The following is a 19,388-nucleotide window of genomic DNA, read 5'->3' as shown; positions in this document are numbered from 1 at the left end:
GACTGTTGGTATCACATCACCAGCGCAAGGCATCCTGGCGTGCTCGCGTCTCACCAGCGCTGGTACAATCGCCGCTATCGGCCAGCTACGAGGCGGGATCGGAAGCGGACGGCCCGGTGACGGAGCGTCAGCTTGCGCGCTGCTGCTCGATCTCGAAGTTCGAGAGCCTCTCCAACGCTCGCACCATCGCGGAGTGATCCCATGCGGCCCCTCCATGCGCGGCACAGCAGTTGAACAATTCCTGCGCGGATGCGGTGTGCGGAAGCGACAGCCCAAGCTGGCGCGCACTGGACAAGGCGAGATTGAGATCCTTCTGATGCAGTTCGATCCGAAATCCCGGGTCGAATCTGCGCTTGATCATGCGCTCGCCATGCACCTCCAAGATCCGCGAGGACGCGAAACCGCCCATCAATGCCTCGCGCACTTTTGCAGGATCGGCACCTGCCTTGGCGGCGAAGAGCAACGCCTCGGCCACGGCCTCGATATTGAGCGCGACGATGATCTGATTGGCAACCTTGGTCGTCTGGCCGTCTCCGTTTGCGCCGACGAGGGTGATGTTCTTGCCCATCAGCTCGAACAACGGCTTGACCTTGTCGAAGGTCTGCTGCCGCCCGCCGACCATGATGGACAAGGTCGCCGCTTTTGCGCCGACCTCGCCGCCCGAGACCGGCGCATCAAGATACTCGCAACCCAGTGCGTTGATGCGCTTGGCAAACTCCTTGGTGGCGAGAGGCGAGATCGAGCTCATGTCGACCACGACTTTTCCCGCCGACAAGCCGGCCGCGACGCCTTCGGCACTGAACAGGACGTCCTCCACATGGGGCGTGTCGGGCACCATGATGATCACGATCTCGGCGTTCTGCGCGACTTCGCGGCCGGACGTGCAGGCTGTGCCGCCGGCCACGACAAGGGCCTCCGGAACCGAGCGGCCACTGTGGAGAAATACGTCATGGCCGCCCTTGATCAGATGACCCGCCATGGGTGATCCCATGATTCCAAGTCCGATGAAGCCCACCTTCATGACGCCTTGCTCCTATGCTTCGACTGGACGCGCGCTCCTCGACAGCCAGGCCAGTCCGGCCTGCGTCTCTCCGCGCGGCTTGTATTCACACCCGACCCAACCGGCGTATCCGAGCCGATCGAGATGCTCGAAAAGGAACGGGTAGTTGATCTCTCCGGTGCCGGGCTCATGGCGACCGGGGTTGTCGGCAACCTGAACATGGGCGATGTGCGGCAGCAGCTTGGCCAGGGTGTTGGCGAGCTCTCCCTCCATCCGCTGCATATGATAGATGTCGTACTGCAGTTTCAGGTTTTCCGACCCAACGTCACCGATGATCCTGATCGCCTGATCCGACAGATTCAGATAGAATCCCGGAATGTCATACGTGTTGACCGGTTCGATAAGGAGAATAATCCCCTCGCTCTTGAGCGTCTCGGCAGCAAACCGCAAGTTGCTGACCAGTGTCTCGCGTTGAACCTGCGCATCGACATCGGATGCAGCCAAGCCGACCAGGCAATTCACCTGCGGACAGCCGAGGGCCTTGGCGTATTCGATCGCCTCGCCGACGCCGGTGCGAAACTCGCCGACACGGGCCGGATGACAGGCGATCCCACGCTCGCCCTTGTCCCAATCCCCCGCCGGAAGATTGAACAGGATCTGCTGGAGGCCCAGGGCCTTGAGCCGATCGGCCAGATCCCGTTTCGGATAGGCATAGGGGAACATGTACTCTACTCCCTCGAAGCCGGCGTTTTTTGCTGCCGCAAACCGGTCGAGGAAGGGCACTTCCGGAAACAGCATTGAAAGATTTGCACTGAACCGCGGCATGATCTTCTCCCTTCAGTCCAGGAGGGCGATTGCGGTGGGTGCGTCTTCCGCGGACAGGGCGAGGTCCTCGAATTCGGTCACCTTGTCGATGTCCACTCCCATCGCGACGTTCGTGACCCGTTCCAGGATGACCTCGACCATGACCGGCGTCTGAACCTGCTTCGCGAGGCTTTTCGCTTCCTCGAGAGCCGGAAGCAGCAATTCAGGATCCGTTACGCGGATGGCCTTGCAGCCGAGACCCTCGACAACCCTCACGTGGTCGACGCCATAGGCGCCGAGTTCCGGCGCGTTCTGGTTCTCGAAGGACAACTGCACGCAGTAGTCCATGTCGAAGCCGCGCTGAGACTGACGGATGAGCCCGAGATAGGAGTTGTTGACGACGACATGAACGTAAGGCAGGCGGAACTGCGCGCCGACCGCCAGTTCCTCGATGAGGAACTGAAAATCGTAATCTCCGGAGATGGCGACCACCAGCGAGTCGGGATCTGCCGCTCGTACCCCCAGTGCAGCCGGAACGGTCCAACCCAGGGGACCGGCTTGACCGCAATTGATCCAGCCGCGGGGCTTGTAGACATGCAGGAGCTGGGCGGCGGCGATCTGAGAGAGGCCGATCGTGCTGACATAGGTCGTGTCGCGGCCGAACGCCTTGTTCATTTCCTCATAGACGCGTTGCGGCTTGATCGGCCGATCCTCGAAATGCGTGCGGCGCAACATCGTTCGCTTGCGCCCAGCGCATTCTTCGGCCCAGGCGGACCGATCGCGAAGCTTGCCGCTGCGCGCCCTTTCCCGCGCCGCTTCGACAAACAGCTCAAGGGCTGCCTTGGCGTCCGAGACGATGCCGTAATCAGGCATGAAGACGCGCCCGATCTGAGTCGGTTCGATGTCGACATGCACGAAGCGACGTCCCGCCGTGTAGACGCCGAGGCTTCCGGTATGGCGGTTCGCCCACCGGTTGCCGATGCCGAGCACGAAGTCGGAGGCAAGCAGTGATGCATTGCCATAGCGATGACTGGTCTGAAGCCCCGCCATGCCGACCATGAGCTTATGATCGTCGGGGATGGAGCCCCATCCCATGAGCGTGGGAATCACCGGGACGCCGGTGATCTCCGCGAAGTCCACGAGCAAAGCGGAGGCATCCGCATTGACGATCCCGCCGCCCGCGACGATCAGCGGGCGCTCGGCCTCGTCGAGCATGGACAGCGCTTTCTCGATCTGAGCCCGCGTCGCCTGGGGCTTGTAGATCGGCAGGGGCTCGTAGGTTTCGATGTCGAACTCGATTTCGCCCATCTGCACGTCGAAGGGCAGATCGATGAGAACAGGCCCCGGCCGGCCCGAGCGCATGAGGTGAAACGCCTGCTGGAAGACACGCGGCACCAGGGCAGGCTCGCGCACCGTGACAGCCCATTTCGTCACCGGCTTGGCGATCGCCTCGATGTCGACAGCCTGGAAATCTTCCTTATGCAGTCGGGCAAGCGGGGCCTGACCGGTTATGCAGAGGATCGGAATTGAATCAGCCCAGGCAGAATAAAGACCGGTGATCATGTCCGTACCGGCCGGTCCCGAAGTGCCGATGCACACGCCGATGTTGCCGGCTTTCGCCCGCGTGTAGCCTTCGGCCATGTGCGAGGCGCCCTCCACATGGCGAGCGAGGAAGTGCTGAATGCGATTGCGGCCGCGCAAGGCTGCATAGAGGGGATTGATGGCTGCCCCCGGAATGCCGAAGGCAACCGAGATCCCTTCACGCTCCATCACCTGCACGGCTGCAGCCACCGCTGTCATCTTGGGCATGCGTTCCCTCGCTCCCAAATGGTGCCTTGCACCAAGGTCATCCGGCCTTCGTGTCAGCACCTTTTGCCTTGATGACATAGAACACAAAGACGAGACATTAGCAGGAGCGATTTCACATCGTGGAAATCCCGTTCTCAGGCGGCAGAGTCGAGCCGGCACCTTTGTCTTTGGTTGTTGCGGCTACAAAAAGGGGCGCGGCCTTTGCGAATGAAATGCGACACCAACAAGGTGAGCCCCCGGGCCAACGAGCCAGCGCAAGGCGTTCGGTTCGAACTGGACGAACCCCTCGCTCTGGAGTGTCGTCAACAGTCGATGTGCCGTGGACGGAGCCAGGCTGGTGCCCCGAACGATTTCGGTTAGCGTCATGCCGCGCCGATCCTGCGCAAGACACTTGAGGATCGACAAGGCACGTAAAACAGCCTGCACACATCCATGGCTCACAGCTATCTCGTGGCCATCACCACCCAGATTATGGGTGATATTCGTAGCCAGGCCCTTCTTATTATTATGACCGCTGGTCCAACGCGACTTGGCTCTTTCGGCAGCGCAGGCCAATGCTTCCTCCCATTTTTTTTGATAATGGATGGCCATGGTGTGCCCCTTGCAAACTATATGTCAAATATATTATTCGGATGCGATTATATCCGAGACGTATTTGTTGTCGGGGCGTGCTGTCCGGCGCGGCCGTGAGATCCGTGCGGCCCATCGGCCTGTCAGGGGCCTGAAGCTGACCAGTGCAGCCTGACGAAGCACACGATCCGTTTGCTGCCACCAGTGCGGGGACGGGTCCAGTCAGTCGCGCATTGTGCTTCTGCGATGCCGATCAGCCAAAAGCAGCCCCCGCCCTCAACCTGAGGGCGGGGGCTGCGAGCCGGCGAGGTCAGGGAATCAATCCCGCGTCAGGGGCAGTGTGGACGCATCAGCAAAAAATCCAGTGGATGCTAGCGAGCAGAGGGGACCTGATGCAGTTCCGGCTGCTCCCTATCCAACGCGTCCTCGCCTGAAACAGAGCGATCACCATTGAGAACCCGGTTGGCTTGAGCGCGGTCGATATCTCCCTCCCAAACAGCAATGATGACGGTTGCTACACAGTTGCCAATCAGGTTGCCGAGCGCGCGGGCCATTCCCATGAACCAATCGACCGACAACACGAGAACCAGGCCGATCACCGGGATGACAGGCACGGCAGACAACGTTGCGGCTAGGACGACGATTGCCGATCCCGGTACGCCATGCGCTCCTTTTGAAGTGAGCAGCGCAACACCCAAGACCACAAGCAAATCTGTCTCAGAGAGCTGAACGTTCGTGGCTTGCGCGATGAACACCGCTGCGAGAGTGAGGTAGATGGAAAAAGCGTCGAGGTTGAATGAATAACCTGTCGGAATCACCAGGCCGACAGTAGAGTCCTTGATGCCCATATGCTCGAGCTTTCGCATCACCTGCGGAAGCACGCTGTCGGAAGAGGCGGTGCCAAGCACGATCATCAGTTCTTCGCGAAGATAGGCGAGGAACTTAAAGAGACTGAAACCCGCCAGCCACATGATGGTGCCAAGCACACCAACGACAAAGACGATCACACTTACATAGAACAAGGCGACCAAATAGCCTAACTGCTGCAAGGACGCCACTCCGTACTTGCCAACCGTGAAGGCGATGGCGCCAAACACTCCGAGAGGTGCCAGCCGAACGATAAAGCCGATGACTTTGAACAGAACATCCGTGGTGACCCCAATGAAGTTGGCGACCGGTCGGCCCCGCTCGCCAAGAAGGCAAAGGCCCGCTCCAAAAAGGATCGCAAAGAGCAGAACCTGGAGAATATCGCCTTTGGTAAAAGCGTCGGTCACAGTCGACGGAATAATGCGCATTAAGAAGTCGACAGTTCCCGTCACTTCATGCACGTGTTCCTTATAGGAACTGAGAGCTTTCGCGTCCAGATTTGCCGGGTCAATGTTCATGCCCGCCCCTGGCTGGAAGAGGTGGGCCATAATCAATCCCAGGCATAACGCTATTGTCGTCACAACTTCGAAATAGACAATTGCCTTGACACCTACACGTCCGACTTTCTTCAAGTCTCCGGCACCAACAACCCCGTGAACGACAACGCCGAAGACCAACGGCGCAATGACCATCTTGATCAGCTTAATGAAACCATCTCCAAGGGGTTTCAGCTGGCTGGCAAAGCCGGGCCATACGATACCAACCAGGATGCCGAGCAGAAGCGCGGCAACTACCTGCCCAAAAAGGGATCGCAAGAATCTTGACATGCTTTCCTCCACAATCGGCGCGGCGTTATCGTTCTGATTCTATTAGAAGGGCCATCTGGGTTATCGTGGAGGAGCGAGCAGGGTCCGTCCTCCCACATGCCCATTCACCGTACTCACAAGGCCGTGCACGACGGCCGGTTAGATCACACAACCACGATGCCAGGAGGGAAGATTCCATATCATGGAATTGGCGGTTTTCGATCCCCTGGCGCACCTCCGCTGCCGTCCCGCGGACGCGTCCGGCCTCGCGGTGGAACGGTCGGAGGTTCTTCAATCAGATCCGGCCTTTGATCGGAGGCGGCTTTCCGCTTAGTGATACCGTCCGAGCAATGCTGCCTGGAATAGTACCTGACACCGACCGAAGAGCCTCCAACCGTGACCGCGTTCTATTGACCCCTCTTATCGTTGAAGAACTCGCGGGCCTCGGAAAGGAAACGGTGCACGACAGCACTATGATCCGGCCGATACAGCATCTTCACATCCGCAACTGGCGCAGGCTCTGCGAGCGCCTTATAAATAACGCCTGGGCGCGACAGCTCTTTTACAGCCTCTGGCACAAGAGCAATACCGAGGCCAGCCGCCACCAAGCTCAACAAGGAGTAGGCTTCGACCACCTGCTGCGAGATATTAGGAGCAAAACCGGCCTCGACGCAGCAATCTCTCAGATATCGAGCGAACCGGGAGTCCTTCAGCCGCAGGAAAACAAACCGTTCATTGCGCAGATCGGCAAGGGCGACTTCGCTGCTGCGCGCAAGCGCATGCGATAGGGGCATGACGACACCGACTTTCTCCGGCCACGCCAACTCAGTGGCCAAATCAGACACGCCTATTGGCCCGCGCAGGAAGCTGATGTCTATTCTGCGTGCATGAAGCGCTGCCTCCTGTTCGAGCGGCGGCATCTCCTGAATACGGACCATAACTTCGGGAACTCGCGTACTAAATCTGGCTATTAACTCTGCCAGCGGGCCGAGAAGCACCGACCCGGTCGTGGCGAGATCGAGCGTTCCAATCTGGCCAAGGCCAATCGCGTGTGCCTGCTCGGCGGCTTCATCAACCTGTGCAAGGATGGCGAGTGCGTATCGGCGAAAGGCGACACCTGCCGCTGTCAATTCGACGCGCCGCTTGTTCCTGACAAAGAGCTGAGTCTTCAGCTCATGTTCCAAATCTTGGATCTGCGTGCTCAACGGTGGTTGAGAAACACCTAGCCGGGCGGCTGCCGCAGTGAAACTCAGCTCTTCCGCGATGGCGATGAAGTAGCGCAAATGGCGCAGTTCCATGGCATTTTCCAGATGCTTGACGCCTGATCACATCATATCAAGCCGATCACTCTCGTCAGGCCGACATTTTCCATGATGCGGAAATGGGGATGCCGATGTGAGCCTTTCATGTCCGCCGTGAACGGCTCGCATTGCGCCTTCCGCGTTGCACGAAGGGAGACGGGGCGGCCTTGACCTGCGGTTAGCCTTCGACCTCGAACCCTCTGGCGTCAACCACGTCCCGGGGGCACCAGCGGTGCGCTCGTTCAGCGACGATGCGGCGAGAAGCCCGACAGGGGGCACGCGTTCGGGGACAGCATACCATTTCAGTCGCATGTTGCGGTGGCTGATGGGGCGGCATAGCCGGTCGGCATGACCCCGCCCTCCTACGCCGGCTACCGCTTCCCGCCTAGCGTCATCCAGCGTGCCGTCTGGATGTATCTCCGGTTCGCTCTCAGCTATCGCGACGTGGAGGAACTCCTCGCTGAGCGCGGCATCATCGTCGCCTCCGAGAGCATCCGACGCGGGGTGCTCACCTTCGGTCCGGTCATCGCGCGCCGGCTGCGCGCCTCTCGCCCGACGCCGCACGGCCGCTGGCACCTTGAGCTGCGTCCGCCAGGTGTTCGGATGGGGGCAGGCCCTTGGCGGCCAGCGCATCGTGGATCGCCTCGACCCGCATCACCTCGTGCACATTCGCCGGGGTGGCGTCGGCGTGCACGACGAGGGCGGCGCGTCTGCGTCGCAGGTCTCGGTGAGATGGACCATGTAGCCGATCCAGGTCGTACGCCGCTTGGTGCGGAACCGGGCCTCGGCAACGTAGGGCGACTCGACGCGGTCACCCGGGCCGCGACCCTGCACGAGGCGCAACTGCACGCCGGAGGTCGGGTCGTCCTGAACCTTCGGGCTGTCAGGCTCAGAGAGGGGCGACTGCCTTAACACACTGACAACCCGTGCACCGGCGCGTTTGCGGCAGGCCTCTTGCTGAAGCGGGTCTCGATGGAGGCGCACAATCGCGGCAGCGTCCACTCGCCACCCTCTTCGTCCAGACTGGGACAGCGGAATACCTTGGCCCACTACGGCGCCTGCTCGGCGTTGCTGAGCATCGGTAGCCGACCCGGCTCGGAGCGGTCGCGCAAGCCCGTGAGGTCCCCGGCGGCGCTATTCCGATGAAGGCATCTTCCGGGTCTTGCTCGATGCTATGAGCGGCGCGGCGCGGCGCACAAAAGTTTTTACGGCAAAATTCGACTGAATTCGGGCTACGCCGGGCAAAGTTGTCATGTAATCAAGAAATGTCTGGTAGTGTTTTAGATCACGCACGACGGCATGGATCAGATAATCTGGGTTCCCGCTGATCAGAAAGCCGCCAATGACCTTAGGCAATCTGGCAACTTTGTCTTCAAAGATTGTTAGATTCTCTTTTATCTGGCGCTCCAGAGTCACCGAAATAAAAACCACCATCGATCCGAGAACGCGCGTCTCGTCGATGGACGCCATGTAGCCACGGATCGTCCCCTCTTCCTCGAGGCGTCGAACGCGTCGCAACGTCGGCGAGAAGGACAGGCCAATCCGGTCGGCGAGATCGCGCCAGCTGATCCGCCCTTCCTCAGACAGCACCTGCAGGATTTTCAGGTCGAAGGTGTCGAGATCCCGTTCCGGCATCATGCGATCCAACAATCCACGTGATTGTAGATCATATGATCTAAAAATTTCCTGTATGACAAGCCAAACCGCATAAACATGCACGCCGAACAGCACTAACCTTGGTGCAGTAGGACGCTGGTGGCGGCAAAGCGCGAGGTCGGTTCTTTGAGCTCGGCTTCAGAGAATGGATGGCGCCTCGGCCATTAAACGCCTCGAAGAACGGCGCTTTCCTGGCCACCCTCGCCGCTTTGCCGGCAGGGCGCGGCACACGTCAAGGGAGGTAGGTTGATGGCTCAGACCCTCATACTCCGTGCCGCGCAAGGCTCTGATGATCTCGTTGTTGCCGGTACGACCAGGCGAACGGCTGATTGGGCGTCGAACGCCATGCCTCGCGCGGGCTGCGTGCGGCATCCGGGGCCGCCGGCGGCTACCCGCGTCGAGGCTGTCGAGACCGACATCGTACCCATTGTCGGCACTCTGCGGCCTGGGCATGATGTGACGGCAGAGGTGGAGCGCGTCTTCGCCGAAGCTGGCTGCCGCGGTGGCGTCGCTTTCCTTCAAGGAGGCTATTGCCAGCCCTTCCAATATGTTGGCCCAGCACTGTCCCGCGATAGCGAGCACGCGGTTTGGTACAGCGACGTCGTTGCTCCAGCCCATGGTGCCAGCATCCTTGCGGCGACGGCGCTCGTCGGGCGGCGGGATGGCGCAACCTTCCTCCACTGCCACGGGACGTGGGAGACGGGCCGTGGCACTCCGAACATGGGGCACATGCTGACCTCCGACAGCATCGTTCGTGAGCCGATCGCACTCACCGCGTTTGGCAGTCAGACAGCGTGGTTCGAGAGTCTACCCGACGCGGAAACCAACTTCACGCTCTTCACGCCACGGAGCATCGAAGCAGGCCGCGGCTCGTTGCTGCTCCGCATCCGGCCGCACGAAGACCTGTGCTTCGCGATAGAGACGGAATGCCGTCGCCATGGGATTTCAAATGCACTCATCTACGGCATCGGCAGCCTGATCGGCTCGAAATTCGAAGACAATGAAGGCCTTGGCTGCGCCGTCACCGAGATTGCCGTGGAGCGGGGCATTCTGACCAACGGCATCGTGACCCTCGATCTGGCAGCCGTCGACGTCGAAGGCACCGTTCGGCGTGGGCGGATCAGACGCGGCGACAACCCTGTCTGTGTAACCTTCGAGCTCGTGGTGATCGGCCTCAGTGGAGGCGGTCGCGCTTAATCCAGAGGACCACTCAAGTGTAAAACTGGACGCCTTCTGTCATCGGGGTTCATGCTTCTTCCCGTGATCGGCGCCGCTTCCATCACATGACGTGGCCAGACAAGACCCGAAAGGCGATTTCATCGGAAAAGCATTTGTAATCGCGAGTGAGAGCGAATGCCGGACAAGCTTGCGCCTTAACGTCCGGAAGACCTTGATGCTCCATGTCGTAACTGGCGCAATCTCATCTCGACCCAATCCGTTTCACGACGAAGGAGCTTCTTCAATTCCTGCTGGCGTTTCTCGCCAAGTCTTCCTTCGATTGCTCCGATAGAAAGCGCGCCAATAGGTCGCCCATTCTCTCCGCGAATGACCATTCCGATCGCCCAAGACCCAGGAAGCATCATGCCAGGATTGAGTGCGTAGCCATTTTGTCGTGTTTCTTGGACAAGCCGTAACAGTGTCGAACCGGCATATCTGGGATATTTTTCGGCGAGAATGTCCGCATTGGCTGCGATGATCTGCTCGACCTCCCTGTCCGGAAGGGCGGAAAGGAGTGCGAGACTTCCGGCGCCCACCCCGAGAGGGTGACGATCTCCCGCCTCCAGCGAGTGCACTTTGATCGGGTAGGGGCCGTCCTCGCGATGAAGGCAGATCGAGTAGACGTCGTGCGCGACTGAGAGAAAAGCCGAGTCGCCCGACTCCTGACTCAGACGAGTCAAGGCTCTCATCGAAACCGGATGCAAGCCAAAGCGAACACTCGCGAGCGTGCCGAGCACATAGATCTCGGGGCCGAGATGGTAGCGCCGTGTCTGCGGGTCCTGGTCCAGCAATCCTGCCCGCACGAGGGCGGTCAGCATCCGGTGCACCGTCGGCTTCGTCAGGTCTGTCTCAGCGATCAGATCCGCCAGGCGCGCGCCCGAGGGGCCCGCACGGCCCACGAGGATCAGGAGCGTCGCCGCTCGGTCGAGGCTCTGAGCTCCGCCGGCGCTCGTGGTGGTCTGGACCGCCTTGCGGGCCGAAATCGATCTAGGGTGTTCCATATGGTGGACCTCTCATCGACTGCTATGCTGTACTTCACAGAGGGGAAAACAGGCCGCGTTGAGAACTTGGTTGACATTACCTTTCGGCGCCCTCTTGATGGGGCTGTAGAACACGGGTCCACAATATGGACCTATGAGGTTGAGGAAACAAGAGCCCCCGCCGGGCTCCGACCAGGAGGTCCATCCATGCATCTGTCCCGTCGTCGTCTGCTGGCCTTCGGCTCCTCGGCCGTTGTGGGCAGCCTGATCGGGGCGCCGCGGATCGTCCGCGCCCAGGCCGCCGAATTCACCTACAAGTACGCCAACAATCTGCCCGATACGCACCCCATGAACGTGCGTGCCCGTGAGATGGCGGCGGCCATCAAGGCGGAAACCAACGGCCGCTTCGATCTGCAGATCTTTCCGTCGAGCCAGCTCGGCTCTGACACCGACACCTTGAGCCAGCTCCGGGCTGGTGGCGTCGAGTTCTTCACACTGTCACCGCTGATCCTGTCGATCCTGGTTCCCGCCGCCTCGATCAGCGGGATGGGGTTCGCCTTCCCGGACTACGACGCGGTCTGGAAAGCGATGGATGGCGACCTCGGCGCGCATGTCCGGCAGCAGATTGCCAAGTCCGGGCTCTTCGCCATGGAGAAAATCTGGGACAACGGCTTCCGTCAGACGACCTCATCGTCCCGCCAAATCAATACACCCGACGATCTGCGCGGTTTCAAGATCCGGGTTCCCCCTTCGCCGTTGTGGACGTCGATGTACAAGGCGTTCGAGGCTGCTCCGACGTCGATCAATTTCAACGAAGTTTATTCGTCGTTGCAAACAAAGATCGTTGACGGCCAAGAGAATCCGTTGGCGATCATTGCTACCGCGAAACTGAATGAGGTGCAGAAGTACTGCTCTCTGACGAACCACATGTGGGACGGGTTCTGGTTCCTGGCGAACCGGCGAGCCTGGGAACGGCTGCCGAAGGATGTGCAGACCGTCGTTGCCAAGCACATCAACGAAGCCGGCCAGAAAGAGCGCGAAGACGTTGCTCAACTTAACGCCAAGCTCCAGCAGGAACTGACTGCCAAAGGCTTGGTCTTCAACAGTCCAGATCAGGCTCCTTTCAGAGACAAGCTGCGCAAGGCTGGGTTCTACGCCGAGTGGAAGGGTCGCTACGGACAGGAGGCCTGGACAATCCTCGAGAAGACGACCGGAAAGCTGGTATGACGGCGATGGCTCAGCTCCAGTCTCTCACCTTGGACGCCGGCCTTCATCCGGGCGTCTCGTCCCTTCGCCGCTCCCTGGCCGTGTCCTGCGATGCGGCGCTCGGCACTCTAGTCGAGGCAGTCGCCGCGACCCTGGTCGCGGTCGAGATCGCGATCCTGTTCTCCGGGATCGTCGCCCGCTACTGCTTCGATAGCCCGCTCGTGTGGTCGGACGAACTCGCCTCGATGCTGTTCCTCTGGCTCGCCATGCTGGGCGCGGCCGTGGCGCTCCGGCGCGGCGAGCACATGCGGATGACCGCTGTCGTTGCGCTGCTCCCGGGCGGGGTGCAGGCCCTGCTGGAAGTGGTCGCAACCGGAGCGGCGCTCACGTTCCTCCTCTGCGTGGCGTGGCCGGCCTACGAGTTCGCCTTGGAAGAACTCTTCATCACCACGCCGGCCCTCGAGATCACCAACGCCTGGCGCGCTGCCGCGCTTCCGACCGGCCTTGGCCTGATGGCCGCGTTCGCCGCACTGCGTCTGTTGCGCACCGCCTCGCTGCGCCTCGTGGCCCTCGGCCTCGTGGCCGTCGCTGCGGTCGTTGCCGTGTTCTGGCTGAGCGAACCGGTTCTTCGCCAGCTCGGCAACCTCAATCTGCTGATCTTCTTCGTCGGGGTGGCGGGTGCCTGCGTTTTCAGTGGCGTGCCGATCGCCTTCGCGTTCGGGCTCGCCGTGCTCGGTTACCTAGCCCTGGCGACGAGCACGCCGCTCATGGTCCTGGTCGGGCGGATCGACGAGGGCATGAGCCACCTCATCCTGCTGTCCGTACCACTGTTCGTGTTCCTCGGCTTGCTCATCGAGATGACCGGCATGGCTCGTGCCATGGTCGGCTTCCTGGCAAGCCTGCTCGGCCACGTGCGTGGCGGCCTGCATTACGTGCTGATCGGGGCGATGTACCTCGTCTCAGGCATCTCCGGATCCAAGGCGGCCGACATGGCGGCGGTGGCCCCGGTGCTGTTTCCCGAGATGAAGGCGCGCGGGGCCAAGGAGGGTGACCTCGTCGCGCTCCTGTCGGCGACCGGAGCCCAGACCGAAACCATCCCCCCGAGTCTCGTGCTCATCACCATCGGGTCGGTCACCGGCGTGTCGATCGCGGCCCTGTTCACCGGTGGCCTGCTGCCGGGGGTCGCGCTCGCGGTGCTGCTCTGCTTCGTCGTCTGGCACCGCTACCGCAACGAGGACCTCAGTCACGTCAGGCGTGCCACCAAGAGCGAGATCGGGCGGGCCTTCGTCATTGCCTTTCCGGCCATTGCTCTCCCGTTCGTGATCAGGGCGGCGGTGGTGGAGGGTGTCGCGACCGCCACCGAGGTTTCGACCATCGGCATCGTCTACGCGGTGCTGGCCGGCCTGCTCATCTACCGGCAATTCGACTGGCGGCGTCTCAAGCCGATGCTGATCGAGACGGCATCCCTGTCGGGAGCGATCCTGCTGATCATCGGCACCGCCACCGGCATGGCCTGGGGTTTGACGCAGTCGGGGTTCTCGCGCTCGCTCGCGGCGGCCATGACCGGACTTCCCGGTGGCGCCGTGACCTTCATGGCCGTGTCGATCGTGGCGTTCGTGGTGCTCGGCTCCGTGCTCGAAGGCATTCCGGCCATCGTGCTGTTCGGGCCGCTCCTGTTCCCCATCGCCAGGGCTGTGGGCATCCACGAGGTGCACTACGCCATGGTGGTGATCCTGGCGATGGGGATCGGTCTGTTCGCCCCACCCTTCGGTGTCGGCTACTACGCCGCCTGCGCGATCGGGCGCGTCAACCCGGCCGATGGTATTCGCCCGATCTTGGGATACGTTCTGGCCCTGTTCATCGGCACAATCATCGTGGCTGCCGTTCCCTGGATATCGATCGGCTTCCTCAACTGACGATCAGGTGAGGCAGACCAGGGGCTGCCATATCGAGGGCTGTACGCAAACCCTACTCTGACACAAACTTGACAGGAGAACTGATATGACGCGCGCCTGCATCGTGGGCTGGGCCCACACGCCCTTCGGCAAGCTCGAAGACCCGGATGTCGAGAGTCTCATGGCCCGTGTGTCCGGCGAGGCGCTCGCCCGTGCAGGCGTGAGCCCCGAGCAGGTCGACGGGATCTACGTTGGCGTCATGAACAACGGCTTCTCGAAGCAAGGCTTCGAGGCCGCCCAGGTCGCCCTTCATCAGCCGGCCCTCGCTCATGTGCCGGCGACGCGTCTCGAGAACGCCTGCGCTACTGGCTCGGCGGCGCTCTACACGGCCCTCGATTTCGTCGAGAGCGGACGCGGGCGCATTGCCCTGGTGGTCGGCGCCGAGAAGATGACCGCCAAACCCGTCGTTGAGACCAGCGACATCCTGCTCAGCGCCTCCTACCGCAAGGAGGAGGGCGACATCGACGGCGGCTTCGCGGGTGTGTTCGCGCGCATCGCCGCCAACTACTTCCAGCGCTATGGCGACCGCAGCGAGGAACTCGCCCGCATCGCCGCCAAGAACCATCGCAACGGCGTTGCCAACCCCTACGCCCAGATGCGGCGGGATTTCGGGTTCGAGTTCTGCAACCTCGTCTCGGACAAGAACCCCTACGTGGCCACCCCGCTGCGCCGCACCGACTGCTCCCTGATCTCGGACGGGGCGGCCGCCCTGGTCGTGGCGGATGCGGAAACGGCCGAGACGCTGGAGCGCGCCATCGGGTTCCGCACCCGGCAGCACGTCAATGATTACCTACCCTTGTCGCGGCGTGACCCGACGGCCTTCCAGGGCGCGCGCCTCGCCTGGGAGAAGGCCCGGGCTGCGGCCGGGATCTCGCTCGATGACCTCGACTTCGTCGAAACCCACGACTGCTTCACCGTCGCAGAGCTGATCGAGTACGAGGCCATGGGCTTGGCCGCTCCGGGCGAGGGCTACCGGGTGGTGCGCGAGGGCATCGCCGAGATGGGCGGCAAGCTGCCGGTCAATCCCTCGGGCGGCCTGAAGTCCAAGGGGCACCCCATCGGTGCGACCGGTGTGTCCCAGCACGTCATGGCCTGCTTGCAGCTGACGAACGAGGCCGGTGCCATGCAGGTCCCCGGCGCTGCCCTGGCCGGTGTCTTCAACATGGGCGGCGCCGCCGTCACCAACTACGTCTCGATCCTGGAGCGCCGCAAATGACGACGACCTGCCAAGCGCCTAAGGGCGGCGTCGCGCCGGTCTCGAAGCGGGTGATGAACCTCTCGCACTTCATGCGCAAGGCGGCGCGCCGCCACCGCGATCAGATCGGCCTCGTCTGGGGGGAGAAGACCTGGACCTGGGCCGAGCTGGACCGCCGCATCGATGCGATGGCCGCCGCGCTCGCGGCGCGGGGCGTGACGAAGGGCGACCGGGTGCTGGTGCAGTCGAAGAACTGCAATCAGCTATTCGAGTCGATGTTCGTCTGCTTCCGTCTCGGTGCCGTCTGGGTGCCGACGAACTTCCGCCAGACGCCCGGTGAGGTTGCCTATCTGGGCCACGCCAGCGGCGCCTCCGTCATGATCTGCCACAGCGACTTTCCCGATCATGTCGCGGCAGTCAGGGAGGTTGCGCCGGACCTCCGCGAGGTTATCTCGATCGGCGCCTCGAGCTTCGGCACCGACTACGATACCCTCGTGGCGGACTATGCCGGACAGGCCATCCTTCCGGCTTCGGTCGACTACGACGATCCGTGCTGGTTCTTCTTCACCTCGGGCACGACGGGCCGGCCCAAGGCGGCGGTGCTGACGCACGGCCAGATGGCGTTCGTCGTCACCAATCATCTGTGCGACCTCATGCCCGGGACCACACACCAGGACGCCTCTCTGGTGGTGGCGCCACTTTCGCACGGTGCGGGCATCCACCAGCTGACCCAGGTGGCCGCCGGCGCCAAGACGGTGCTGCTGACCAGCGACCGCTTCGATATCGAGGAGGCCTGGGCGCTCGTCGCGCGTTGGCGCGTCACCAACATGTTCACGGTGCCCACCATCGTGAAGATGCTGACCGAACATCCCTCTGTCGATCAGCACGACCATTCATCGCTGCGCTACATCATCTATGCCGGCGCACCGATGTACCGGGAAGATCAGAAGCACGCTCTTCGAAAGCTTGGCAAGGTTCTCGTCCAGTATTTTGGCCTGGGTGAGGTTACGGGCAACATCACGGTACTTCCACCGGCCCTGCACGATCTGGCGGATGGCCCGGGCGTGAAGGTTGGAACCTGCGGGTTCGAACGCACCGGCATGCAGGTGCAGATCCAGGATGAGCAGGGCCGCGAGGTCGGACCTGGTGAAACCGGTGAGATCTGCGTTTGTGGCCCCGCAGTCTTCGCTGGTTACTACAACAACCCGGAAGCAAATCAGAAATCATTCCGTGACGGCTGGTTCCGCACGGGTGATCTTGGTCACGTTGATGAGGATGGGTTTCTGTTCATCACCGGTCGCGCCTCCGACATGTACATCTCGGGCGGCTCGAACGTCTATCCGCGCGAAACCGAGGAGAAGGTGCTGCAGCACCCGGCCGTGGCAGAGATCGCCATCCTGGGAGTGCCGGACAAGACCTGGGGTGAAGTCGGCGTTGCGGTTTGCGTGCTGAAGGCGGGCGCGACGCTGAGCGAGCAGGAGCTGTTGTCCTGGTTGGAGAACAAGGTCGCCCGCTACAAGCTGCCCAAGCGCGTGTTCATTTGGGATGAGCTGCCGAAATCCGGCTACGGCAAGATCACCAAGAAGGCCGTCCGGGCAGAACTCGAGACGCGCGGCTGCCTGCCGCTCGATCAACCGAGCAAGATCTCAGCCTGAATCCGACTCATCTTAGTCTCGGCACGACGTATAGGTGAGGCGTCGGAGCACAAATCCTATAGAAATGTTGGGAGAAAACATGCCAACGCCTCAAACAGTGCTGGTAACTGGGGGAGCTTCCGGCATTGGCTTCGCGATCGTCGAAGCCGTGCTGGCCGAGGGCTGGCGTGCGATCGTCGCCGACCTCGATCAGAGGAGCCTCGACCGGGCCCGTGACGCCTTCGGCAGCCGAGCTGATGTCCGCCTCGAAGCTCTGAACGTCACGGACGAGGAGGCGGTCACGCGCTCGATCGCGGCATGTGAGGCGGAATTCGGACCGCTCACGGGCGTCGTCAACTCCGCCGGGATCGGCAGGGATGTGCCCGCGCTGGAAACGAGCACGGACCTGTTCCGCACAATCGTCGAGGTCAACCTCATCGGCAGCTTCGTCGTGTCGCGCGAGGCCGCCAAGCGCATGGCGCTGCGCGGACGCGGTGCGATCCTCAACATCGCGTCCGTCTCCGGCATCATGGGCAATGCCGGACGGACTGCCTACGGCGCTTCCAAAGGCGGGCAGATCACGATGACCAAGGTCATGGCCGTCGACCTCGCCCCGCTCGGGATCCGGGTCAACGCGATCGCGCCGGGTCCGATCGAGACGCCCATGGCGCAGGAGATGCACACGGAGCAGACCCGCGGCGCTTGGCTGTCCACGGTCCCGCAACGCCGGTACGGAACGCCGGCGGAAATCGCCGCGGCTGCGATCTTCCTCCTCGATGAGCAGAAGTCGAGCTTCATCACTGGACAGACGCTCTGCGTCGACGGTGGCTTCACCGTCGCCGGCATCATCGGCCAGCCCACGGCGGCTGTGCCCGCAGCAGCTTAGGAAGGCTGGACGATGACGAACATCTACTCACTGGGTGGATACTCACCCAAGCTGCCTCCAGATGGTCAAGGCTGGATCGCACCCAACGCTACCCTGATTGGGAACGTGCGCCTCGCACGGGACGTGAGCATCTGGTTCGGCGCCGTGCTGCGCGCCGACGACGACCTCATGGAGATCGGCGAACGCAGCAATATTCAGGACAGCTGCGTGCTCCACGTTGACCCGGGATACCCGATTACGATCGGACGCGATTGCACCATTGGCCATCGCGTCATGCTGCATGGATGTAAGATTGGCTCCAATACTCTGATCGGAATGAGCTCAACTATTCTCAATGGAGCCAAAATTGGTAGTAATTGTTTAATCGGTGCCAATACCCTGATCACCGAGAACAAAGAGATCCCGGACAACTCTCTTGTCATGGGCGCGCCGGGTCGAGTGGTTCGGCAACTCGATGAAGGTGCTATTCGCAACTTGACTGAAAGCGCGGCGCTCTATGTCAGGCGCTGGCGTCGTTACGAACAGGAACTCGTACCTGCTGACGTGAGCTCGCCATGAGACGTCCTGCTGTCCCCCACCCACCCCGGCCGCGCACCCTCATTCACCCGGGGCGCTTCAACCCGGTTCGCATTCAGAGCCTCCGGTCGAACGCCGGGCGTCACGTGCGCTTGGCCCTTCAGCCCGGGGTCAGCATCTATGACGGCATTGTCAAACCGCTCGGGGAACTCGGCATCAAGAGTGCCTCGATGACCATCCTCGGGGGTTATTTTGAGAGCCTTCAATACTGTGTAGCGCCACCAGATCCAACTGGACAGGCCGTGATCGCTTATGGTGCGCCAATTCAGGCCGGCCGCACCTATATGGTTTTCGGCAATGCGACCTTAGGAAAAAGCCTTAAAGGAAATCCTTTGGTGCATTGTCACGCGGCCATTCGCACCGAAACCGGCGAGGTCAAGGGTGGTCACATCTTAACAGATCTATGTATTGTCAGTACGTACCCGATCCCCGTGCTCGTCACCTCGCTCGATGGTTTCGAACTCCGTCAAGCTTACGACCCGGAAACCAACATCCCGCTTCTCCAGCCCTATAAGGACGACACCCATGAGTGACACGATCGTAGTCGAGAAGGGATCGATGGGACGTGTCGCCTACGCCCGTATTGGCCCGAACGAGGATCTTGTTCTGGGTGTCGAGAAGATGTGTCTCGCCGAAGGCTTCAGGAACGCGTTCGTGCGCGGGGCGCTCGGCAGCCTGGTCGATGCATGTCTTGGCACTCTCAGCGGGGAATATATAGAGATCAAAGGTCCCGCCGTTGAAATTGTCAGCCTGGCCGGGGAGGTCCGCTCGACGAGCGATGGTTCTCTGCGAGCCGCCCTTACCGGTGTGGTGGCGGATACGGATGGCAATGTCTACGGGGGACCTTTTGTTGCCGGTGCCAATCCGATCTGCATGACATTTGAAGTGACACTCGAGGAGTGGCTGCCCTCGACGTAAACGAGGG

The 19,388-nt window shown here is 61.6% G+C and carries 17 protein-coding genes and 2 pseudogenes; 10 read left to right on the top strand and 9 right to left on the bottom strand.

The window, feature by feature from the left end; translation table 11 throughout:
• Positions 1-127: 127 nt before the first annotated feature.
• The 6 genes from MNOD_RS14640 to MNOD_RS14620 all read right to left on the bottom strand — a co-directional run bounded on the left by MNOD_RS14640 (position 128) and on the right by MNOD_RS14620 (position 7,154).
• On the bottom strand, positions 128-1,021 hold the full coding sequence (locus tag MNOD_RS14640) for a 2-hydroxy-3-oxopropionate reductase (RefSeq protein ID WP_015929699.1): 894 nt from the start codon (positions 1,019-1,021) through the stop codon (positions 128-130).
• Positions 1,022-1,033: 12 nt separating this feature from the next.
• A complete protein-coding gene (gene hyi, locus MNOD_RS14635) occupies positions 1,034-1,825 on the bottom strand; it encodes a hydroxypyruvate isomerase (RefSeq protein WP_015929698.1) in 792 nt (263 codons plus the stop codon).
• 12 nt (positions 1,826-1,837) lie between these two features.
• On the bottom strand, positions 1,838-3,613 hold the full coding sequence (gene gcl, locus MNOD_RS14630; protein ID WP_015929697.1) for a glyoxylate carboligase: 1,776 nt from the start codon (positions 3,611-3,613) through the stop codon (positions 1,838-1,840).
• A 180-nt stretch (positions 3,614-3,793) separates the two neighbouring features.
• The gene (locus tag MNOD_RS43255) at positions 3,794-4,204 is read right to left on the bottom strand and encodes a helix-turn-helix domain-containing protein (RefSeq protein ID WP_083786421.1); all 411 of its coding nucleotides are present in this window, start codon (positions 4,202-4,204) and stop codon (positions 3,794-3,796) included.
• Between the two features lie 350 nt (positions 4,205-4,554).
• On the bottom strand, positions 4,555-5,877 hold the full coding sequence (locus MNOD_RS14625; RefSeq protein ID WP_015929696.1) for a dicarboxylate/amino acid:cation symporter: 1,323 nt from the start codon (positions 5,875-5,877) through the stop codon (positions 4,555-4,557).
• 386 nt (positions 5,878-6,263) lie between these two features.
• Positions 6,264-7,154 (bottom strand): LysR family transcriptional regulator, encoded by an 891-nt coding sequence (locus MNOD_RS14620; protein ID WP_015929695.1) that lies wholly within the window; start codon positions 7,152-7,154, stop codon positions 6,264-6,266.
• 351 nt (positions 7,155-7,505) lie between these two features.
• Between MNOD_RS14620 and MNOD_RS46560 the strand changes: the two are divergent.
• Positions 7,506-7,781 (top strand): annotated as a pseudogene (locus MNOD_RS46560) (IS6 family transposase); the annotation flags it as partial.
• Here MNOD_RS46560 and MNOD_RS46555 read toward each other — a convergent pair.
• Together MNOD_RS46555 and MNOD_RS14610 are read right to left on the bottom strand one after the other, a co-directional pair.
• Positions 7,738-8,012: pseudogene (locus MNOD_RS46555) on the bottom strand (IS5/IS1182 family transposase); the annotation flags it as partial. The pseudogenes MNOD_RS46560 and MNOD_RS46555 sit on opposite strands and share 44 nt — an antisense overlap.
• 279 nt (positions 8,013-8,291) lie before the next feature.
• On the bottom strand, positions 8,292-8,792 hold the full coding sequence (locus MNOD_RS14610; protein ID WP_015929694.1) for an Lrp/AsnC family transcriptional regulator: 501 nt from the start codon (positions 8,790-8,792) through the stop codon (positions 8,292-8,294).
• A 270-nt stretch (positions 8,793-9,062) separates the two neighbouring features.
• Between MNOD_RS14610 and MNOD_RS14605 the strand changes: the two genes are divergently transcribed.
• Positions 9,063-10,010 (top strand): PPC domain-containing DNA-binding protein, encoded by a 948-nt coding sequence (locus MNOD_RS14605; protein WP_050783336.1) that lies wholly within the window; start codon positions 9,063-9,065, stop codon positions 10,008-10,010.
• Between the two features lie 176 nt (positions 10,011-10,186).
• Here MNOD_RS14605 and MNOD_RS14600 read toward each other — a convergent pair whose 3' ends face one another.
• Positions 10,187-11,032 carry an IclR family transcriptional regulator gene (locus tag MNOD_RS14600; RefSeq protein WP_015929692.1) on the bottom strand — a complete coding sequence of 282 codons (846 nt, stop codon included), beginning with the start codon at positions 11,030-11,032 and terminating at the stop codon, positions 10,187-10,189.
• 186 nt (positions 11,033-11,218) lie between these two features.
• On the opposite strand from MNOD_RS14600, the gene MNOD_RS14595 reads away from it, so the two are divergent.
• From MNOD_RS14595 to MNOD_RS14565, 8 genes are all read left to right on the top strand, one after another.
• A complete protein-coding gene (locus MNOD_RS14595; RefSeq protein ID WP_015929691.1) occupies positions 11,219-12,238 on the top strand; it encodes a TRAP transporter substrate-binding protein in 1,020 nt (339 codons plus the stop codon).
• Between the two features lie 5 nt (positions 12,239-12,243).
• The gene (locus MNOD_RS14590; RefSeq protein ID WP_083786678.1) at positions 12,244-14,133 is read left to right on the top strand and encodes a TRAP transporter large permease; all 1,890 of its coding nucleotides are present in this window, start codon (positions 12,244-12,246) and stop codon (positions 14,131-14,133) included.
• Positions 14,134-14,218: 85 nt separating this feature from the next.
• A complete protein-coding gene (locus tag MNOD_RS14585; protein ID WP_015929689.1) occupies positions 14,219-15,388 on the top strand; it encodes an acetyl-CoA acetyltransferase in 1,170 nt (389 codons plus the stop codon).
• Positions 15,385-17,022: an acyl-CoA synthetase gene (locus MNOD_RS14580; RefSeq protein ID WP_015929688.1), complete on the top strand. Its 1,638-nt coding sequence runs from the start codon at positions 15,385-15,387 to the stop codon at positions 17,020-17,022. The genes MNOD_RS14585 and MNOD_RS14580 overlap by 4 nt, the downstream gene beginning before the upstream one ends.
• A 79-nt stretch (positions 17,023-17,101) precedes the next feature.
• Entirely contained in the window at positions 17,102-17,887 is a 786-nt protein-coding gene (locus tag MNOD_RS14575) for an SDR family NAD(P)-dependent oxidoreductase (RefSeq protein ID WP_015929687.1), read from the top strand.
• Between the two features lie 12 nt (positions 17,888-17,899).
• A complete protein-coding gene (locus tag MNOD_RS43250) occupies positions 17,900-18,445 on the top strand; it encodes a gamma carbonic anhydrase family protein (RefSeq protein WP_015929686.1) in 546 nt (181 codons plus the stop codon).
• Positions 18,442-18,996 carry a PPC domain-containing DNA-binding protein gene (locus MNOD_RS14570; protein ID WP_015929685.1) on the top strand — a complete coding sequence of 185 codons (555 nt, stop codon included), beginning with the start codon at positions 18,442-18,444 and terminating at the stop codon, positions 18,994-18,996. The genes MNOD_RS43250 and MNOD_RS14570 overlap by 4 nt, the downstream gene beginning before the upstream one ends.
• Positions 18,989-19,381 carry a PPC domain-containing DNA-binding protein gene (locus MNOD_RS14565; RefSeq protein WP_015929684.1) on the top strand — a complete coding sequence of 131 codons (393 nt, stop codon included), beginning with the start codon at positions 18,989-18,991 and terminating at the stop codon, positions 19,379-19,381. The genes MNOD_RS14570 and MNOD_RS14565 overlap by 8 nt, the downstream gene beginning before the upstream one ends.
• Positions 19,382-19,388 lie beyond the last annotated feature (7 nt).

Origin of the sequence: Methylobacterium nodulans ORS 2060, assembly GCF_000022085.1 — a bacterium.
Taxonomy (GTDB): Bacteria; Pseudomonadota; Alphaproteobacteria; order Rhizobiales; family Beijerinckiaceae; genus Methylobacterium; species Methylobacterium nodulans.
This window is presented reverse-complemented; position numbering and strand designations above follow the sequence as displayed.

Excerpts from the sequence above, each read along its gene's own strand:
- hyi (WP_015929698.1), bottom strand. The coding sequence starts at position 1,825 with ATGCCGCGGTTCAGTGCAAATCTTTCAATGCTGTTTCCGGAAGTGCCC.
- MNOD_RS14580 (WP_015929688.1), top strand. The coding sequence starts at position 15,385 with ATGACGACGACCTGCCAAGCGCCTAAGGGCGGCGTCGCGCCGGTCTCG.
- MNOD_RS14620 (WP_015929695.1), bottom strand. The coding sequence starts at position 7,154 with ATGGAACTGCGCCATTTGCGCTACTTCATCGCCATCGCGGAAGAGCTG.
- MNOD_RS14625 (WP_015929696.1), bottom strand. The coding sequence starts at position 5,877 with ATGTCAAGATTCTTGCGATCCCTTTTTGGGCAGGTAGTTGCCGCGCTT.
- MNOD_RS43250 (WP_015929686.1), top strand. The coding sequence starts at position 17,900 with ATGACGAACATCTACTCACTGGGTGGATACTCACCCAAGCTGCCTCCA.
- MNOD_RS14585 (WP_015929689.1), top strand. The coding sequence starts at position 14,219 with ATGACGCGCGCCTGCATCGTGGGCTGGGCCCACACGCCCTTCGGCAAG.
- MNOD_RS14595 (WP_015929691.1), top strand. The coding sequence starts at position 11,219 with ATGCATCTGTCCCGTCGTCGTCTGCTGGCCTTCGGCTCCTCGGCCGTT.
- MNOD_RS43255 (WP_083786421.1), bottom strand. The coding sequence starts at position 4,204 with ATGGCCATCCATTATCAAAAAAAATGGGAGGAAGCATTGGCCTGCGCT.
- MNOD_RS14570 (WP_015929685.1), top strand. The coding sequence starts at position 18,442 with ATGAGACGTCCTGCTGTCCCCCACCCACCCCGGCCGCGCACCCTCATT.
- MNOD_RS14600 (WP_015929692.1), bottom strand. The coding sequence starts at position 11,032 with ATGGAACACCCTAGATCGATTTCGGCCCGCAAGGCGGTCCAGACCACC.
- MNOD_RS14640 (WP_015929699.1), bottom strand. The coding sequence starts at position 1,021 with ATGAAGGTGGGCTTCATCGGACTTGGAATCATGGGATCACCCATGGCG.
- MNOD_RS14610 (WP_015929694.1), bottom strand. The coding sequence starts at position 8,792 with ATGCCGGAACGGGATCTCGACACCTTCGACCTGAAAATCCTGCAGGTG.
- MNOD_RS14605 (WP_050783336.1), top strand. The coding sequence starts at position 9,063 with ATGGCTCAGACCCTCATACTCCGTGCCGCGCAAGGCTCTGATGATCTC.
- gcl (WP_015929697.1), bottom strand. The coding sequence starts at position 3,613 with ATGCCCAAGATGACAGCGGTGGCTGCAGCCGTGCAGGTGATGGAGCGT.
- MNOD_RS14590 (WP_083786678.1), top strand. The coding sequence starts at position 12,244 with ATGGCTCAGCTCCAGTCTCTCACCTTGGACGCCGGCCTTCATCCGGGC.
- MNOD_RS14565 (WP_015929684.1), top strand. The coding sequence starts at position 18,989 with ATGAGTGACACGATCGTAGTCGAGAAGGGATCGATGGGACGTGTCGCC.
- MNOD_RS14575 (WP_015929687.1), top strand. The coding sequence starts at position 17,102 with ATGCCAACGCCTCAAACAGTGCTGGTAACTGGGGGAGCTTCCGGCATT.